Genomic DNA, 20,984 nt, shown 5'->3' on the forward strand with positions numbered 1-20,984 from the left:
ATGAACCCGCAAGTGCCGAGCGACGAGGCCGCCCTGCTCGTGCAGCTCGTGGCCGGCCAGGCCGATCTGACGCCGCACACGGTCGCGGTGACGGACGGTACGTGCTCCCTCGGCTACGCCGAGCTCGATGCCCGGGCCAACCGGCTGGCCCACTACCTGTCGGAGGCCGGGGTCGCACCGGACACCGTGGTGGGGGTCCGTCTGCCCCGGAGCGTCGACCTGGTCGTCGCGCTGCTGGGCGTCTGGCGGGCCGGCGGCGGCTACCTGCCGCTCACCCCGGACCTGCCGGCGGCCCGGCTGGCCCGGCTGATCGGCGACAGCGGGGCCGGCCTGGTGATCACCGACGCCGGATCGGCGCAGGCCGTCCGGGACGCGGGCGCCGGCCCGATCGTCCTCGACGAACTGGCCGAGCGGCTCGACGCCCTGCCGGCGACGGCCCCGGAGGTGGGTCCGGCGGCGGGACACCTCGCCTACGTCATCTACACCTCCGGCTCGACCGGTGAGCCCAAGGGCGTCGCTGTCACCCACGGCGGCATCACCAACCGGGTTCGTTGGGTGGTGCGCGGGTGCGAGCTGACGGAGCAGGACACGGTGCTGCAGAAGACCGCGATCACCTTCGACGCCCACTGCTGGGAGGTGTTCGCCCCGCTGATCAGCGGCGGCACCGTCGCCCTGGCGCCGGCGGGCGTGGAGGCCGACCCGGCCGCCATGCTGCGGGCCGTCGCGGACCACCGCGCCACCGTGCTGCAGGTCGTGCCGTCGGTGCTCCGGCTGCTGCTGGAGGAGGACGGCTGGGAGCGCTGCGACGCGCTGCGGCTGCTCTTCTCCGCCGGCGAGCCGCTGACCAGGGAACTGGTCTCCGCGGTACGGAGCAAGGCCGAGGTCCAGGTGTGGAACACCTACGGCCCGACCGAGTGCTCCATCGATGTCACGGCGCACCGGGTCGACCCCGAGGCGCTCACCGGGCCGGTGCCGATCGGCCGGCCCATCACCGGCATGCGGGTCCTGGTCGTGGACACCGCGGGCCGCCCGCTCGGCCCCGGCCGGGCCGGCGAGCTCCTGGCCGGCGGCATCGGTCTGGCCCGCGGCTACCTCGGTCGCCCGGCGATGACCGCCGAGCGCTTCGTCCCCGACCCGTTCGCCGGCGACGGCTCGCGGCTCTACCGGACCGGCGACCGGGTGCGCTGGCGCAATGACGGGGTCCTGGAGTACCTGGGCCGGATCGACGATCAGCTCAAGATCAACGGCGTGCGCATCGAGCCCGCTGAGATCGAGGCCGCGTTGCTCGCTCACCCCTCGGTGCTGATGACCGCGGTGGTCGGGTACGAGACCTCGAACGGCGACAGGCGACTGGCCGCGCACTACGTCCTGCGCCCGGAGGCGCCGCGGGCCGGCTCCGCCGAGCTGCGCCGCTTCCTGGCCGAGGCGCTCGCCCCGGCGATGGTCCCGGGCACCTTCGTCGAGCACGCCTCGCTCCCGCTCGGGCCGACCGGCAAGATCGACCGCAAGGCCCTGGCGGTGCCCGCCGCCGGGTCGGGCGGTGCGCGGCGGGCCCCGGTGACGGAGGCCGAGCAGCTGATCGCCGGAGCGTGGCGCGCCGTGCTGGGCGCCGACGAGGTCGGCCTCGACGACGACTTCTTCGACCTCGGCGGCACCTCTCTGCAGCTGACTCGCCTGGTGACCCGGCTGCGCGAGCTGTCCGGCACCACGGTTGCCCTGCGCGGGCTGTTCGGCGCCACCACCGTCGCGGCGCAGGCCGAGTTGCTGGGCGCGGCTGCCGAGCCGGGCCCGAAGCCCGTCGACCGCAGCCGGCCGCTGCCGCTCTCGCCCGGCCAGCAGCGCATCTGGTTCTCCGAGCGGCTGCGCTCGGGCGTCGGCGAGTGGGTGTCCGGGCTCGTACTGCCGGTGCCGGCCGACGCCGGGGTGCCGTCGATCCAGCGCGCGCTCGACCTGCTGGTCGAGCGGCACGAGGCGCTGCGCAGCCGCTTCCCCGAGATCGACGGCGTCCCGGCGCAGATCGTCGACCCGCCGGCCGCCGTCGGGCTGCGGGTGGTGCGCGGCGGCGCCGCGGCGGTGCCCGGCGTACTGCGCACCGAGCAGCGGGAGGGCTTCGACCTGGCGACCGGGCCGCTGCTGCGCGCGGTGCTGGTCGAGGCCGGGACCGACCGGGCGCTGTGCCTGCTGATCCACCACATCGCCTCCGACGGCTGGTCGACCGGCATCCTCGAGCGCGAGTTCGCCGAGCTCCTCGGGGTGCTCGCCGCCGGCCGCACGCCCGAGCTGCCGGCCCTGCCGATCCAGTACGGCGACTACGCGGTCTGGCAGCAGAAGGCCGCCAATGACCCCCGGACCCAGCGCGAACTCGACCACTGGACAGGGGAGTTGGCAGGACTTCCGCCGCTGCGGCTGCCCACCGACCGGCCGCGTCCGGCGGTCCGCGACGGCCGCGGCTCGATCGTCCCGCTGGAGATCGACGCCGAGCGGAGCGAGGCCCTGAACCGGCTCGCCCGCAAGGCCGGTACCACCCAGTTCACCGTACTGCTCACCGCCTTCGCCACCCTGCTCGGCCGGCACGGCGGCAGCTGGGACATGCCGATCGGCACGCCGGTCGCGGGCCGGGAGTTTCCGCAGACCGAGGGCGTGGTCGGCTTCTTCCTCAACAGCCTGGTGCTGCGCGCCCGCCTGGAACCGGAGCTGCCCTTCACGGAGGCCGTGCACCGGCTCGGACGGACCGTCAAGACCGCGCTCGCGCACCAGTCGCTGCCCTTCGACCGGCTGGTGGAGCGGATCGCACCCGAGCGCGACCTCTCCCGCACCCCGATCTTCCAGGCCGCCTTCGACTTCCACGACGCCGACTTCAACGCCCTGATCGGCGAGGACACGCCGGTCGAGTCGCTCGCCGAGATGTGGCACGCCACCCACACCGACCTCACCCTGATCCTGCGCCCGCGCTCCGACGGCTCGCTGGTCGGCGGCCTGGAATACGCGACCGCGCTGTTCGACCAGGCGACCGTGCGCCGGATGACCGGTCATCTGCTGCGGATCCTCGAGGTTGCCGCGACCGAGCCCGATGTCGCGCCGGCCGAGTTGCCGCTGCTCTCGGAGGCCGAGTTCCGGACCGTGGACGGCTGGGGCACCGGCGAGGCCGTGGACGAGACGGCGCCGGCCTCGGTGCCCGCCCTGGTGGCCCTGCGCGCCGCGGAGACCCCGGACGCGGTGGCGCTCGTCGGCGAGGACACCGTTTGGACCTACGCCCGGCTGGACGACTACGCGGGACGGCTGGCGAGCCGGCTGCGGGCGGCCGGCGTCGGCGCCGAGGACGTGGTCGCCGTCGCCATGGACCGCGGGCCGCGGCTGATCGCGGCACTGCTGGCGGTCTGGAAGGCGACCGGCGCCTACCTGCCGGTCGACCCGGCCTTCCCGGCCGACCGCGTCGCGCGGATGGCGGAGGCCGCCGGAGCCCGGGTGCTGCTCGCCGACGGGCCGAACGCCGAGCGGTTCGCCGCGGCCGCGGACTCCTGGACGGTGCTGGACGTCGCCCGGGAGCAGGCCGCGATCGAGGCCTGCGAACCGCTCGCCCCGGCCGCGGACGACCTCGACCGACTCGCCTACCTCATCTTCACCTCGGGTTCGACCGGTCGCCCCAAGGGCGTCGAGGTCACCCACCGCGGCCTGGCCAACCACGTCCAGTGGGCCGCGCGCACCCTCGTCGAAGCCGCGCCCGGTGGTGGCGCGCTGTTCTCCTCGATCGCCTTCGACCTGGTGGTGCCGAACGTCTGGGCGCCACTGGCCACGGGTGAGCGGGTCTGGCTGCAGGCCGAGGACGGCGACCTCTACGAGCTCGGCGACCACCTGACCAAGGCCGGTCCGTTCGGCTTCCTCAAGCTGACGCCGAGCCACCTGCAGGTGCTCACCGACCGGCTCGGCCCCCGGCGCTGTGTCGAACTCGTGGGCGAGCAGGGCCTGATCGTCGCGGCCGGCGAGCGGCTGCCCGCGGCGCTGGCCCGCCCCTGGGCCGCAGCCCTCGGCGACGGCCGGCTGATCAACGAGTACGGCCCCACCGAGACCTCCGTCGGCACCTGCGTGTTCCCGGTGGACAACCCGGTGCCCGGCGACGAGGTGCCGATCGGCCGGCCGCTGCCCGGCATGGTCATGCGGGTGCTCGACGAGCGGATGCGGCCGGTCCCGGTCGGCGTGATCGGCGAACTCCACGTCGGTGGCGCCGGGGTGGGGCGCGGCTACCACGGCCGGCCCGGCCTGACCGCCGAACGCTTCCTGCCCGACCCGCTCGGCGCCCCCGGAGCCCGCCTCTACCGCACCGGCGACCTGGCGCGCTGGACGGTGCACGGCCAGATGGAGTTCGTCGGCCGGATCGACGAGCAGGTCAAGATCCGCGGCTTCCGGGTCGAGCCAGGCGAGGTCCGCTCGGTGCTGCTGGAACACCCGGCGGTGCGGGACGCGGCCGTGGTCCCGGTGTCGAGGCCCTCCGGCGAGCTCCAACTCGCCGCCTACTGCGTGCTCGCCGACCCGGCGCAGCCGGCCTCCGCCGCCACGGAGCTGGCGGCGCACTGTGCGCAGGCGCTGCCCGAGTACATGGTTCCGGCCGCCTTCACGATGCTCGACCGGATCCCGCTCAACGCCAACGGCAAGCTCGACCGCTCGGCCCTGCCCGAGCCCGAAGCCAAGGCCGCGGCCGGTGCCCCCACCGGCCCGCGTGACCTCGGCGAGCAACTGATCTTCGAGATCTGGCAGAACCTGCTGGGCGGGCCGGTCGGAATCGAGGAGGACTTCTTCCAGGCCGGCGGCAGCTCGATCCTCGCGATCCAGCTGGTGGCCCGGCTCCGTGAGACCTTCCAGCTCCAGATCGGGGTGCGCAACGTCTTCGAGGCGCCCACGATCGCCGAAATGGCCCGGATGATCGAAGACATGATCCGCCAGGACGACGCCGCGCGGGGCGCGGGCCCGGACTCCCTGAAGGGACACAACGCGTGAACGACTTGGTCGAGCCGGCGCCGGTGCGCGGTACTCAGCCCACCTCCCGCGAGGACTTGTTCCGCGCGAGGCTGCAGGCCGCCGAGGCCGCGCGCCGCGAGGCGTTCCCCCGGGCCGACCGGTCCCGCCCGCTGCGGCTGGGTGACGGTCAGCAGCAGATGTGGTTCCTCAACCGGCTGGATCCGGAGAGCAGCGAGTACGTCGTGCCGCTGGCACTGCGCCTGCGCGGCGCCCTGGACGAGGACGCGCTGGCCGCCGCCTGGCGATTCGTGTTCTCGCGCCACGAGATCCTGCGCTCCCGCTACGCGACGGTGGACGGCGAGCCGGCCCAGCTGGTGACCGACGAGGTACCGGCCGCGCCCGCCGTGATCGACTTGCGCGAGGCGCCCGCCGAGCGGCGCGAGGCCGAAGCGCGCGCGGCGCTCGACCACGAGTTCGCGCGCCCCTTCGACCTCGCGGCCGAACTGCCGTTGCGCGGCTCGCTGATCCGGGTCGCCGACGACGAGGCGATCCTCGCCGTCGCCTTCCATCACATCGCCTGCGACGCTTGGTCCACCGGCGTCTTCGCCACTGAACTCGCCGCCGTCTACACGGCGGTGCTCGGCGGCACCGAGCCGCAACTGCCCGAGCCGACCATCCAGTACGCCGACTACGCGGCCTGGCAGCGCGCGCGGGCAGGCAGTGCCGATGCGGAGTCCGACCTCGCCTACTGGCGTAGTCGGCTGGACGGGGTCGAGCCGATCGATCTGCCCACCGACCGCCCCCGCCCAGCCGTGCGTGACCACGTCGGCGGGCAGGTTCGGTTCACCGTTCCCGAGGACCTGGCGAACCGGGTCCGGCAGTACGCCCGCCACCGGGGCACGACGCCGTTCGCGGTGCTGCTGACCACGTACCAGCTCCTGCTCTCGCGCTATACCGGCGTCCAGGACGTGGCCGTGGGCACCGTCGTCTCCGGCCGGGACGCCGCGCAGCTGCGTGGTCTGATCGGCTACTGCATCAACAGCCTGGTCCTGCGCGGCCGTTGGACCGAAGACCGGAGCTTCGACGAGCTGGTGCGCGGCAATGCCGCCACCGTGCTGGAGGCCTTCGATCACCAGCAGATCCCCTTTGCCCGCCTGGTGGACGAGCTGGAGCCGCAGCGCGACCTGTCGCGCACCCCGCTGTACCAGGTCGCCTTCACGATGCACCACGAGCGCGCCGACGGCCTCGCCTTCGGCGACGTCGCCGCCTCCGCGCTGGAGGCCGGCGCGGGCATCGCCAAGTGCGACCTGGCCCTCCAGGTCTCCGGCGTGCGGACCGGCGCGATGGGCGCCGGCTTCGTCTTCGCCGCCTCGCTCTTCGACGAGCAGACCGTCCAGCGCTTCGCCCGGCACTTCCTGCGCCTGCTGGACCGTTGCACCACCGAGCCGTCGGCCGCCGTCCGCACCGCCGTCTTCCTGGACGAGACGGAGGCCGCACTGACGGCGGACGCCCGGTCGCTGCCGGCCGCCACCGTGCCGACCGGTCTGCACCAGCTGTTCGAGGCCGCCGCGGCGAAGAGCCCGGAGGCCGTCGCCCTGGTCGTCGGCGAGCAGGCCTTCGGCTACCAGGACGTGAACGAGCGGGCCAACCGGCTCGCCCACCGCCTGCGCGCCCTCGGCGCCGGGCCGGAGCGGTCCGTCGGCGTACTGCTGGAGCGCGACGCACAGATGATCCCCGCCCTGCTCGGGGTGCTCAAGTCGGGTGCCGCATACCTGCCGCTGGACCCGTCGCTGCCGGTCGACCGGCTGGAGTACGTGCTGACCGACGCTCGGGCCGGGATCGTGCTGACGACAGCCCGGCTGGCCCCGAAGCTGCGGACCTGCTTCGGCGGTGTGGTGGTCGAGCTCGACGGGGCCGACGCCCCGGCGATCGTGGCCGAACCGGCCGAGAACCCGCAGGCCGAGGTCCACCCGGACAACCTCGCCTACACGATCTACACCTCCGGCTCGACCGGCCGTCCCAAGGGCGTCCGGGTGAGTCATGCCAACGTGGCGCGGCTCCTGGCGACCGCCCAGGAACACTACGCGTTCGACGAGTCGGACGTGTTCAGCATGACCCACTCGTACGCCTTCGACGTCTCCGTCTTCGAGATGTGGGCGGCCTACGCGCACGGCGCCCGGCTCGTCCTGGTCTCCGAGGAGGCCGTGCGTTCGCCCGAGGACCTGCTGTGCACCCTCGTCGCCACCGGTGTCACCGTGCTCTCCCAGACGCCGTCGGCCTTCCGCGGCCTGGTCGCCGCCGCCCGCGAGGCGGACCCGCGGCTCGACGAACTCGCGCTGCGCCTGGTGGTCTTCGCCGGCGAGAAGCTGGAGGTCCGCGAGCTGGCCCCGTGGGCCGAGCGGATGGGCCTGGACGGGCGCGTGGTGCTCGCCAACATGTACGGGATCACCGAGACCACGGTGCACAGCACCTACCACCGCGTGGACGCGGCCGACTTCGAGCCGGGCGCGCCCAACCGGATCGGCGAGCCGCTCTCGGACCTGCGGCTGCGGCTGCTCGACGCCGAGGGCCGGGCCGTTCCGGTGGGTGTGGTCGGGGAGATCTGTGTGGCGGGTGCGGGTGTGGCTCGTGGGTATTCTTCGCCGCGGTTGACGGCGGAGTGTTTTGTGCCGGATCTGTTCGGTGTGGCGGGTTCGCGGATGTATCGCAGTGGTGATCTGGCGCGGCGTCGGGCTGATGGTGTGCTGGAGTTCGTGGGGCGTCGGGATCAGCAGGTGAAGGTTCGGGGGTACCGGATCGAGCCGGGTGAGGTGGAGGTGGTGCTGGCGGCGGAGCCGTCGGTGGGTGAGGCGGTGGTGGTGGCCCGGGACGATGATGGTTCGGGTGTTCGGCTGGTGGGTTATGTGGTGCCGGTGGTGGGGGTGGGGGTTTCGTCGGCGGAGGTGCTTGCGCGGTGGTGTGCCCGGTGGTTGCCGGCGTACATGGTGCCGTCGGCGTTCGTGGTGCTGGATGAGGTGCCGCTGAATGTGAACGGGAAGCTGGACCGGGCTGTGTTGCCGGTTCCGGGGCGTGGTGATGTGCGTGGTGGTGGTGTGTTCGTGGCGCCGCGTTCGGCGGACGAGCGGGTGGTTGCCGCGGTGTGGCAGTCGGTGCTGGGTCTTGAGCGGGTGGGTGTCGGGGACGGGTTCTTCGATGTCGGTGGTGACTCGATCCGGGCGATCACGGTGGTCGGTGCGTTGCGGGCGGAGGGTTTCGACGTCGCCGTGCGGGACCTGTTCGAACACCGCACCGTCGCCGCACTGACCGAGGCGGCCCGTGGCCGTGCCAAGGCGCTCGCAGAGGGGCCGGCCGTCGAGCCGTTCGCGCTGCTCGACGGCGTCGACCGGGAGGGGCTGCTGGCCGGCGCGGTGGATGCCTACCCGCTGTCGCAGAACCAGCTCGGCATGCTCGTCGAGATGCTCGCCTCCAGCGGAGTGCAGGCCGGCGAGGGCATCGGGAACCTGTACCACAACACCACGACCTTCCCGATCGCCGACGAGCGCGGCTTCTCCGAGCCGGCGTTCCGTACGGCGCTGGGGGTGCTCGCACAGCGGCACGAGATCCTGCGGACCTCACTGCACCTGACCGACTATGCGCAGCCGCTCCAGATCGTGCACGGCTCCGCGAACCTCGGCCTCGGCGTACGCGACCTGCGCGGCCTGGGCCAGGACGAAATCGCCACCGTGCTCGCGGAGTTCACCAAGGCCGATCGCGCCGAGCTGTTCGACCTCGCGGTGCCCGGGTTGCTCCGCTTCTTCGTCCACGTGACCGACGGCGGCTACCAGCTCTCCGTCACCGAGTGCCACGCGGTGCTGGAGGGCTGGAGCCACCACTCCCTGCTGATGGAGCTGCTGGCGCTCCACCGCGACCTGCGCGACGGCGTGGAGCCCGCGCCGTACGAGGCGCCGGGCCTGCGCTTCGCCGACTTCATCGCGGCCGAGCAGGCCGTCCTGGCGAACGAGGAAAGCCGCGCCCACTGGATGGACCTGGTCGGCCGGACGGCCGGTTTCGTGCTGCCCCAGGAATGGGGCGACCAGGCCGCGGACGCCGGCACCCCGGTGGCCGCGCGCACGCCGTGGGCGGACCTGGAGGGCCGGCTGCGCACCCTGGCCGTTGCCTCCGACGCCTCGTTCAAGAGCGTCATGCTCGCCGCCTTCGGCAAGGTGATGAGCCAGCTCACCGAGGAGCCCGCGTTCAGGGTCGGCCTGGTCAGCGACGCCCGCTCCGAGCGGCTCGGCGCCGACCGGGTGGCCGGCATGTACCTGAACACGCTGCCCTTCGCGGTCGACCGCTCCGCCCGTACCTGGCGCGAGCTGGTGCGTCGGACCTTCCGGCAGGAGGCGGCGTGCTGGCCGCACCGCGGCTACCCGCTGCCCGCCATCGTGCGGGACTCCGGCCAGGGCTCCCGGCTGTTCGAAGTCTTCTTCAACTACCAGGACTTCCACCAGGTCGACGGCGAACTGGTCGGCTTGGGCGGCAACGACGAGAGCCCGACCGAGTTCCCGCTCACCGTCTCCTCCCGGGCGGGGCACATCTTCCTGACCGCCAACCCGCGCATGGTCGGCCGCGCCGCCGCCGAGCGGATCGCCACGATGTTCCGCCTGGTCCTCGAAGCGATGGCGGCGGACCCGGACGGCGACGCCGAGGCCGCCTACCTCCCCGAGGCCGAGCGCGCCCTGGTGATCGGCGACGGGTCGGCCACCTCCGCCACGGCCACCGCCGAGCAGGCGCTCGTGGCCTTCGAGCGCCGCGCCGCAGAGTCGCCCACGGCGACCGCCGTCACGGGCCGCGATGTCCTCGGCGAGATCGTCGAGAAACTGAGCTTCGCCGAGCTGGACGTCCGGGCCAACCGGCTCGCCCACCGCCTACGGGCGCAGGGCGCCGGCCCCGAGTCGGTCGTCGCGGTCCGGCTGCCGCGGTCCGCCGACCTGGTGGTCGCGCTGCTCGCCGCCTGGAAGGCGGGCGCCGCCTACTTGCCGCTGGACGTCGCGGCCCCCGAGGGCCGGGTCGCCCACCTGCTGGCCGACGCCGAGGCCGTCGTCCTGGTCACCGACGCGGCCGGGGCGCGGCGTCTGGAAGGCCGGGCGGCCTGCCCGACCGTCACCCTCGGCGGAGGCGAGGATTCCTCGGAGCGGTGGCCGGCCACCGCCCCCGGACGGGTGGACGCCCCGGACCGGCTCGCCTACGTGATCTACACCTCCGGCTCCACCGGCATGCCCAAGGGTGTGCAGATCGGCCACCGGGCACTGGCGGGCTACCTCGACTGGGCCGTCACCGACTACATCGACTCGGAGGGCGGCACCGCGCTGTTCTCCTCCGTCGCCTTCGACCTCGTGGTGCCGACGCTCTGGGCCGCGCTCGCGGCCGGACGCCCGGTCCACGTGTTCCCAGAGGAGCTGGACCTGGCCGACCTGGGCCGCGCGCTGTGGGCTGCGGCGCCGTACGCCTTTCTCAAGCTGACGCCCGGTCACCTCGAGCTGCTGTCCCGGCAGTACGAGGATGCACGCGGGCTCACCCGCACCCTCGTGGTCGGCGGAGAGAGCCTGTCCGCCCGCGTCGCGGAGGCCTGGTGCGAGCTGCTCGGCGGCGGCCGCGTCGTCAACGAGTACGGCCCGACCGAGGCAACTGTCGGCAACAGCGTGTATGCCGTGACCGGTGCGCTCGCACACGACCCGGCCCCGATCGGCCGGCCGATCCCCGGCACCTCGATGTACGTCCTCGACGAGCACCTCCAGCCGGTGCCCGTCGGCGTGGTCGGCGAGCTGTGCGTCGGCGGCGGCCACCTCGCCCGCGGCTACGTCGGCCGGCCCGGCCCAACGGCCGAGCGTTTCGTGCCGGACCCGTGGGGCGAGCCCGGTGCGCGCCTGTACCGCACCGGCGACCTGGTCCGGCTGCTGCCGAACGGCGACGCCGACTTCCTCGGCCGCCGCGACGAGCAGGTGAAGATCCGCGGCCACCGTGTCGAACCCGGCGAGATCGAGGCCGTGCTCGCGGCGGTGCCCGGGGTCTCCCAGGCCCGGGTCACCCCAGTGCCCACCGCGGCCGGCCGACTGCTCACCGCCTACTACGTGAGCGAGTCCGGCGAGGCCCTCGACACCGCCGCGCTGCGCACGAGCGCGGCCGCCTTCCTGCCCGCCTACATGGTCCCGGACGCCTTCGTCGCGGTGGCCGCGATCCCGCTCACCCCCAACGGCAAGCTGGACCGTGCCGCGCTGCCCGCCCCCGAGGCGGCTGCGCAGGCCCGGCGGAGCGCCGTGCGCGCGCCGGGTGACCCGCTGGAGGAGCGGGTCGCCGCGGTTTGGTCGCAGGTGCTCGGCATCGACGAGGTCGACGTCGAGACCGGCTTCTTCGACCTCGGCGGCGACTCCATCCGCGCCGTCTCCCTGGTGGGTTCGCTGCGCTCCGCCGGCCTCGACATCGGGGTGCGCGACGTCTTCGAGGCGCGCACCGTCGCCGGGCTCGCCGAGCGGCTGCGCCGCCGCGACACGGTCGAGGCGACCGCGACCGCCGTCGCGCCGTTCGCGCTCATCGGCGCCGACGACCGGGCCGCGCTGCCGGCAGCGGCCCTGGACGCCTACCCGCTGTCGCAGAACCAGCTCGGCATGCTGGTCGAGACGCTGGCCTCCGAGGTCGGCAACTCCTACCACGACGTGGCCTCGTTCCTCATCGCGGACACCGTCGCGTTCGACCTGGCGGCTTTCCGCCGGACCGTGGACCTCGTGGCGGCCCGCCACGACATCCTGCGGACCTCCTTCGACTTGCACACCTACTCGGTGCCGATGCAGGTCGTCCACGCCGTGACGGACATCGAGGTCGGATACGCCGACCTGTCCGGCCGCTCCGAGCAGGAGCGGCGCGCCGACCTGGAGCGCTTCGTCGTCGCCGAGCAGGACCGCGCCTTCGACCTCCAGTCCGGCAAGCCGATGCTGCGGATCTTCGTCCACACCGAGGACGAGGCCACCTGGCGCTGCACCTTCACCAAGAGCCACGCGCTGCTCGACGGCTGGAGCTACCACCTCCTGCTGACCGAACTCGTCGAGTGCTACCGGCAGATCCTGGCCGGACAGAGCCCCGCCACGGCCGAGGCGGGGACGGCGCGCTACGCCGACTCCATCGCGGCCGAGCTGGCGGCACTGGCCTCGGCGGACTCCCGTGCGTACTGGCAGGAGATCGTCGGCAACCGGGCCCGGCTCACCTTCCCGGAGACCTGGCAGGGCGACACCACCGCGCCGCGCGCCAAGGTCCGCGCGGGCCTGCGCTTCACCGACCTCGAACCAGGGCTGCGCGCCCTGGCCCGCGACGCGGGCGTCTCGCTCAAGAGCGTGCTGCTGGCCGCCCACCTGAAGGTGATGAGCCAGCTCACCCACGAGACCTCGTTCCAGACCGGTGTGGTCTGCCACACCCGCCCGGAGACGGCCGGTGCCGACCGGGTGCTGGGCATGCTGCTCAACACCGTGCCGTTCGGGCACGACCGCTCCGCGCGCACCTGGCGCGAGCTGGTCGCCTCGGTGTTCGAGGGCGAGGCCCGGATGTGGGAGCACCGGTACTTCCCGATGCCCGCCATCCAGACCGAGCTGGCCGAGGGCGACCGCGTCCTGGAAGCCTTCTTCAGCTACCTGGACTTCTCCGGCGCGGATCTCGAGGACATCACCGACGAGAGCACCGGGATCAACACCAGCGCCACCGAGTTCGCGCTCGGCGTCACCACCCTCGACAACGTCCTGACGCTCCGCACCGACTCGCACACCATGACCCAGGAACGTGCCGACCACCTGGCCGCGATGTACCGCGTGGTGCTGGAGTCGATGGCGGCCGGCCCCGACGGCGACGCCCAGGCGGTCTACCTGTCGGCCGACGCGATGGGCGTCGAGGAGTGGGGCGAGAGCGCCGACTTCGGCCGGCAGAGCGTGCCCGCGCGGATCGCGGCCCAGGCCGCACGCACCCCCGACGCGGTGGCCGTCGTCGCGGGGGAGCGGACGCTCTCCTACGCGCAGCTGCTCGCCTCGGCCGACGCGGTCGCCGAGAGGCTGCGGGCTGCCGCGGTCGCGCCGGGCTCGATGGTCGGCGTGGTCGTGGACCACGGCCTCGACCTGCTGCCCACCCTGCTGGGCATCTGGCGGGCGGGCGCGGCCTACCTGCCGCTGGACCCGTCCTACCCGGCCAAACGCTGGGGCACGGTGCTGACCGATGCCGGCGCCGCGGCAGCCGTCACCCAGTCGCACCACGCCGAGCAGCTGGGCGCCGCCTTCCCCGGTCCCCTGGTGCTCGCGGACGCACCGGCCCCGGTCGGCACCGACCGTCCGGCCGGCGCCCACCTGTTGGATCCGCAGGATCTCGCCTACGTCATCTACACCTCGGGCTCGACCGGTCGGCCGAAGGGCGTCGAGATCACCCACGAGGGCCTGGCCAACCACCTCGGCTGGGCGGCCCGCGACCTCTGCGGGGCGAGCCGGGGTGGATCGGCGCTGTTCTCCTCGGTCGCCTTCGACCTGGTGGTGCCCAATCTGTGGGCGCCGCTGCTGACCGGCGACCCGGTGCGGATGCTGCCTGCCGGCCCGGACCTGTCGGACCTCGGCCGCGAGCTGCTGGCCGGTGCCCCGTACTCCTTCCTCAAGCTGACCCCCGGTCACCTTGAGATCCTGACCGGGCAGATCACCGCGGAGCAGGCCCGTGACCTGGCCGGTGTCGTCGTGGTGGCCGGCGAGGCCCTGTCCGGCGTGCTGGCCGGACGATGGGCCGAGTGGCTCGGCGACGGCCGCCTGGTCAACGAGTACGGCCCGACGGAAGCCTCTGTCGGTACCTGCGTCAACCCGCTGTCGCTCCCGGTCCCGGCCGGCGTGGTGCCGATCGGCAAGCCACTGCCCAACATGGGCATGTACGTCCTCGACGACAACCTCCAGCCGGTGCCCGACGGCGTGCCCGGCGAGCTGTTCGTGGTCGGCACCGGTGTCGCCCGCGGCTACCGCCGGCGGCCCGGGCCGACCGCCGAGCGGTTCCTCCCCGACCCCTTCCGGGCCGACGGTTCGCGGATGTACCGCACCGGCGACCTTGCCTGCCGGGACGCCGACGGGAACGTCAGGTTCCTCGGTCGCCTGGACGACCAGGTGAAGATCCGCGGTCACCGGATCGAACTCGGCGAGGTGGCCGCCGCACTGCGCTCCCACCCCGAGGTCCGCGACGCGGCGGTGATCGCGGCCGCCTCGCCGGCCGGGGACCTGCGCCTGGTGGCGTACGTGGTCGGCGAGGCCGGCGCGGCCGAGCTGGCCGCCCACTGCGCCGAGGTGCTGCCCGAGTACATGGTTCCGGCGGTGTTCGTCCCGATGGACGTGCTGCCGCTGACCGCCAACGGCAAGCTGGACCGCAAGGCCCTGCCCGACGCCCAGAACGTGGCGGAGCGCGCCCACACCGCCCCGCGCACCCCGCTGGAGCAACGGGTCGCGGCGGTCTGGGCGGCCGTCCTCGGGGTGCCGAGGGTCGGCGTCGAGGACCGGTTCTTCGAGATCGGCGGCGACTCGATCAAGGCGATCGCGCTGATCAGCGCCCTGCGCGCGGAGGGCCTGGACGCCCAGGTCCGCGACCTCTTCGAGCACGGCACCGTGACCGGCAGCAGCCGGGCACTCGCCGAGCGCACCGCCCCGGCCGGGGCCCTGACCCCGGTCGCCCCGTTCGCGCTGGTCTCCGCCGGGGACCGGGCCAGGGTGCCCGCCGACGTGGTGGACGCCTACCCGCTCTCCCGGATCCAGACCGGCATGCTGGTCGAGATGCTGGCGAGCGAGGACGGCTCGACCTACCACAGCGTCGGCTCGCAGCGCGTCCCGGACCGGCAGCCCTTCGACGAGCACGCGTTCCGCGCGGCGCTCGCCGCCGTCGTCGCCCGGCACGAGATGTTGCGCACCTCCATGCACCTGACCGGATTCTCCGAGCCGATGCAGCTGGTGCACGCGAGCGCCGAGGTCCCGCTGACCGTGCACGAGCGGCGCGAAGGGCTCGAGGGCCTGCTGAAGCGAGAGCGGGCCGCGCCGTTCGACCTGTCCGCCGCCCCGCTGCTGCGGGTCGCGGTGGTCCTCGACGGCGAGGACGGCTGGTGGCTGACGCTGGTCCAGCCGCACGCCACCCACGAGGGCTGGGCCCGCCACAGCCTGGTCACCGAGCTGCTGGCCGCCTACCGCAAGCTGCGCGCCGGCGGTGCGGAGGACACGGCCGAGCCGGTCGGGGAGCCGACAGGTGCCCGGTACGCCGACTTCATCGCCGCCGAACTGCGGTCCCTGGACTCCGAGGAGGACCGCGCCCACTGGCAGCAGGTGATCGCCGAGCGTTCCCCGGTCGGCCTGCCCGCGACCTGGGCGCACACCGGCGGGCCGTCCGAGGCCTACGACCAGCGGATCGACTTCCCCGATCTGGCCGAGGCGCTCCAGGCGGTCGCCTCCCGGGCCCGCACCTCCGTCAAGAGCGTGCTGCTCGCCGCGCACACCAAGGTCATGTCCCAGCTGGCCAACGAGCCCGGCCGCTACTTCGGCCTGGTCACCGACGCCCGCCCGGAGCTGACCGGCGCCGAGCGCGTGTACGGCATGCACCTCAACACGGTGCCGTTCGCCGTGGACGCCCTGCCGGACACCTGGTTGCGGCTGGTCCGAACGGCCTTCGACCGGGAGGCCGCGGCCTGGACGCACCGGCACCACCCGATGCCGGCCATCGCCCGGCTGCGCCCGGACGCCGGCGGCGAGGCGCTGTTCAACGTCGTCTTCAACTACTTCGACTTCGCGAAGCAGGAGGAGGCGGTCGGTGACGGGCCGCGGATCGGCGACTCGCAGAACGACTTCGCCCTCACCGTCAACTGCTCGCCGCTGCACATATCGCTCAGCACGAACACCCAGGTGATGAGCCGGGAGGCGGCCGCTCGCCTGGCCGCGATGTACCGCGCGGTGCTGGCCACGATCGCGGCCGACGCCGACGGCTCGCCGCAGGGCGCTCTGCTGCCCGAGGAGGACCGCCGCAACCTGCTGGAGCTGTGGACGGACACCGCCCGCGAGCCCGTCGACCTCGACGCCGTGGCGACGTTCACCCGCTTCGCCGCCGAGCGCCCGCAGGCGCTTGCCGTCCGCGACGGCCGGCAGCAGCTGAGCTACGCCGAGGTGGACGCGCGCGCCAACCGGCTCGCGCACCACCTCATCTCGCTCGGGACGGGGCCGGAGAGCGTCGTCGGCCTGCTCGCCGAGCGCTCGGTCGAGCAGCTCGTCGCGGTGCTCGCGGTGCTCAAGACCGGCGGCGCCTACCTGCCGGTGGACCCGCACCTGCCCGACGAGCGCAAGGCCTACCTGCTCGACGACTCGGGCGTCCGGCTGCTGATCGCCGACCGCTCCGACGACCCGGCGGGCCGCGAGGGCCGGCGGATCATCGGGCTCGACCGCGCCGAGGAGTGGGCCTTCCGGCCCGCGACCGCCCCGACCCCGCACGTCACGCTCGACAACCTGGCTTATGTGATCTACACCTCCGGTTCCACCGGCCGCCCCAAGGGCGTGATGGTGCACCACCGCGGCATGGGCAACCACCTGCTCGCCAAGGTCGAGGACCTGGAGCTGACGGGCAGCGACGTCGTCGCCCAGAACGCCCCGCTGAGCTTCGACGTCTCGGTCTGGCAGATGCTCGTCGCCCTCGTGGTCGGCGGGTCCGTGAGCGTGATCGGCTCCGAGGCCGCCGCCGACCCGGTAGCCCTGTTCGACCGGGTCGTCCGCGACGGCGTCACCGTGCTCGAAGTGGTGCCCTCGGTGCTGCGCGCCGCGCTCGACGTCTGGGACGCCGGCACTCCGGCTCCGGAACTGCCCGCGCTGCGCCGCCTGGTGGTCACCGGCGAGGCCCTTCCGCCCGAGCTGTGCGTGCGCTGGTTCTCTCGGTTCCCGCAGGTGCCGATGGTCAACGCCTACGGCCCGACGGAGTGCTCCGACGACATCACCCACGCGATCCTGACCGAGGCCGGCGAGGCCGAGGGGATCCGGGTACCGATCGGCCGGGCCGTGCGCAACACGACCCTCTACGTGCTCGACGAGGCCGGCGAGCTCGTCCCGGTCGGCGTGCCGGGCGAGCTCCACGCGGGCGGCGTCGGCGTGAGCCGCGGCTACATCGGCCGCCCGGGGCTCACCGCCGAGCGCTTCGTCCCCGACCCGTGGGGCGAGCCGGGCACCCGGCTCTACCGCACCGGCGACCTGGTCTGCCTGCGCGCGGACGGACAGCTGGAGTTCCTCGACCGGGTCGACGACCAGGTCAAGGTGAACGGGCAGCGCGTCGAGTTGGGCGAGATCGAGGCCTCGCTGGCCGCGCACCCGGCCGTCGGCATCGCCGTGGTCCTGCTGCGCGGCGCCGACGCCGAGAGCGAGCGCAAGCGGCTCGTGGCCTACCTGGTTCCGGCGGCCGACCAGGCCCCGGCGCCGACCGAGCTGCGCGCCTGGCTCACCGACCGGTTGCCGCTGCACATGGTCCCCGCGGCTTTCGTGGCGATGGAGTCGCTCCCGCTGACCCCGAACGGCAAGACCGACCGGCGCGCCCTGCCCGAGCCCGGCGCGGAGCACTTCGCGGGCGTGGCCTCGATCGCGCCGCGCAACGCCGTCGAGCGCCGCCTGTGCGACCTCTGGAGCGAGGCGCTGCATGTTCCGGAGGTCGGGATCGAGGACAACTTCTTCGACCTCGGCGGCGACTCGCTGATCGCCGTCGCGCTGGTGGGCCGGGCCCGCGCCGAGGGCCTGGACGCCACCGTCCGCGACGTCTTCGAGTTCCGTACGGTCGCCCGGCTCGCCGAGGTGCTGGCCCTGCGGCCGAGGCTGGCGGAGGACGCCGTGGCCACCGTCGCGCCGTTCGCGCTCATCACGGAACAGGACCGGGCGGCGCTGCCCGCGGACGCGGTCGACGCCTACCCGCTGACGCAGAACCAGCTCGGCATGCTCGTCGAGATGCTCGCCGACAGCGACCGGAGCGTCTACCACATCGTCAACAGCTTCCGGATCAAGGACGAGAGCTCCTTCGCGCTCGACACCCTGCGCGAGGCGGCGGACCTGCTCTCCGCGCGGCACGAGGTGCTGCGCACCTCGATCCAGCTGAACGGTTACTCGGTGCCGATGCAGGTCGTCCACGCCCAGTCGCGCATCCCGGTCGCCGGCGCGGACCTGCGCGGGCTGGGCCAGGAGGCGGCGGTCGCCGAACTCCAGGGTTACGTCCAGGACCAGCGGTCCCGGCCGTTCGACCTCGACACCGCGCCGCTGTTGCGGATCCACGTTCACGTGGAGAGCGATGAGGCCTGGTGGCTGACCTTCACCCAGTGCCACGCCGTCACCGAGGGCTGGAGCTACCACCTCGTCCTGATGGAGCTGCTGCGGGTCTACCGCGCGCTGCGCGCCGGTCAGGACCCCGAGCCGGCCGAACTGCCCGCCGTCCGTTTCGCCGACACGGTGGCCGGCGAGGTGGCCGCGATCGCCGACCAGGAGCAGCACGACTACTGGCGCGGGATCGTCTCCGGGTACAGCCCGCTCAGCCTGACCGGGCTCGGGGCGAGCCCCGGGGCCGAGCCGACGCCGGTCTACGGCAAGGTCCCGTTCGAGGACCTGGAAGCCGGCCTGCGGGCGCTCGCGTCCAGGGCCGAGGTCTCTCTCAAGTCGGTCCTGCACGCCGCGCACCTGAAGGTGATGAGCCAGCTCACCGACGTCCACGCGTTCCATTCCGGGCTGGTCTGCGACACCCGGGTCGAGATGCTCGGCGCCGAGCGGGTGCCCGGCATGTACCTCAACACCGTCCCGTTCCCCATGGACCGAGGCGCGCGCACCTGGCGGGAGCTGGTCCAGCGGGTCTATGCCCGCGAGGTCGAGCTCTGGCCGCACCGCCGGTACCCGATGCCTCTGATCCAGCGGGCCGGGGGTGGCGGCCGACTGGTGAACGTCTACTTCAACTACCTCGACTTCCATCTGGTCGACGACGAGGTCGTGGACACCGGGCGGCGCATCAGCAACGCCCCGGTCGAGACCGGCATCGGTCTGACCGTCCACAACCGTGGAAGCCGTCTGCACCTCAGCAGCCACTCGGCCGTGATCAGTCCGGCTGGCATGGAAAGGATCACCGTCATGTACCGCGAGGTCTTGGAAGGTATGGCGATCAACGAGGACGGGGACGCCACGGCGGTCTACCTGCCGGCCGAGGAGAAGGCCCGGCTGCTTTCCGAGGACGGTTCCGGTGCCGGCGCGGACTCCGCCGACAGCACGCTGGTGCGGCTGTTCGCCGCCCAGGTGGCCGAGCTGCCGGACGAGCCGGCGGTCACCGCGCAGGGCAGCACGCTGACCTACCGCGAGCTGGACGAGCGGGCCAACCGGCTGGCGCACCGCCTGATCGAGCTGGGCACGCGGCCGGAGCGGCTGGTCGGCCTCTGCCTGGAGCGCGACCAGCACCTCGTCCCCAGCCTGCTGGGCGTCCTCAAGTCCGGCGGCGCGTACCTGCCACTCGACCCCGCGGCGCCCGCGAGCCGGCTCGGCCACATCGCCGCGGACGCGAAGGCCGCACTGGTCGTCACCGTCCGCGCGCTGGAGCCGCTGGTCCGCGAGTTCTTCGACGGCCCGCTGGTAGTCCTGGACGAGCCCGCCGAGGCGGCGCTGCTCGCCGCCCGGCCCGCGACGGCTCCCGAGACCGCGATCAGCGGCGACAACCTCGCGTACGCCATGTACACCTCGGGCTCGACCGGTCTGCCCAAGGGTGTCCAGGTGCCCCACCGCACGGTGGTCCAGCTGATCGTCAGCGCCCAGGAACACTACGCGTTCGACGAGTCGGACGTGTCCTGCATGAGCCACTCGTACGCCTTCGACGTCTCGGTCTTCGAGCTCTGGGCCGCGCTGGGCAACGGCAGCCGCGTCGTGGTGGTCGGCACCGAGACCACCCGCTCGCCCGACGACCTGCTCGACCTGCTGGTGGACGAGGAGGTCACGGTTCTCTACCAGACGCCGTCGGCCTTCCGCGCCCTGGCGGCGGCTGCCCGCGACGGTGACCCGCGGATCAAGGCACTGGCCCTGCGCGCGGTGGTCTTCGCCGGCGAGCGGCTGGACATCCCGGCGCTCGCCCCCTGGGTCGGGCGGCGCAGCCTGAGCCGTACCGCGCTGGTGAACATGTACGGGATCACCGAGACCACCGTCTACAGCACCTACCACCGCCTGACCCGCAAGGACTTCGCCCAGGACGCCGGCAACGCGATCGGCCGGCCGCTCAGCGAACAGCGCCTGCACCTGGTGGACGAGGAGGGCAACCTCGTTCCGGTGGGTGTGGTCGGGGAGATCTGTGTGGCGGGTGCGGGTGTGGCTCGTGGGTATTCTTCGCCGCGGTTGACGGCGGAGTGTTTTGTGCCGGATCTGTTCGGTGTGGCGGGTTCGCGGATGTATCGCAGTGGTGATCTGGCGCGGCGTCGGGCTGATGGTGTGCTGGAGTTCGTGGGGCGTCGGGATCAGCAGGTGAAGGTTCGGGGGTACCGGATCGAGCCGGGTGAGGTGGAGGTGGTGCTGGCGGCGGAGCCGTCGGTGGGTGAGGCGGTGGTGGTGGCCCGGGACGATGATGGTTCGGGTGTTCGGCTGGTGGGTTATGTGGTGCCGGTGGTGGGGGTGGGGGTTTCGTCGGCGGAGGTGCTTGCGCGGTGGTGTGCCCGGTGGTTGCCGGCGTACATGGTGCCGTCGGCGTTCGTGGTGCTGGATGAGGTGCCGCTGAATGTGAACGGGAAGCTGGACCGGGCTGTGTTGCCGGTTCCGGGGCGTGGTGATGTGCGTGGTGGTGGTGTGTTCGTGGCGCCGCGTTCGGCGGACGAGCGGGTGGTTGCCGCGGTGTGGCAGTCGGTGCTGGGTCTTGAGCGGGTGGGTGTCGGGGACGGGTTCTTCGATGTCGGTGGTGACTCGATCCGGGCGATCACGGTGGTCGGTGCGTTGCGGGCGGAGGGTTTCGACGTCGCCGTGCGGGACCTGTTCGAACACCGCACCGTCGCC

The 20,984-nt window shown here is 73.2% G+C and carries 2 protein-coding genes (1 of these 2 only partly in view); both read left to right on the forward strand.

The genetic code is table 11. The annotated features are described in order from the left end of the window. Positions 1 to 4,992, forward strand: coding sequence for an amino acid adenylation domain-containing protein (locus OG520_RS35845; protein ID WP_406015873.1), 4,992 nt, complete (start codon positions 1 to 3; stop codon positions 4,990 to 4,992). Continuing rightward, positions 4,989 to 20,984, forward strand: partial view of an amino acid adenylation domain-containing protein gene (locus OG520_RS35850; RefSeq protein WP_406015874.1) — the 5' portion only. The gene runs 6,057 nt beyond the window's last position; only the first 15,996 of its 22,053 coding nucleotides appear in the window; it begins with the start codon at positions 4,989 to 4,991; the stop codon falls past the right edge of the window. The genes OG520_RS35845 and OG520_RS35850 overlap by 4 nt, the downstream gene beginning before the upstream one ends.

Origin of the sequence: Streptomyces sp. NBC_00984 (genome assembly GCF_045162475.1) — a bacterium.
Lineage (GTDB): Bacteria > Actinomycetota > Actinomycetes > Streptomycetales > Streptomycetaceae > Streptomyces.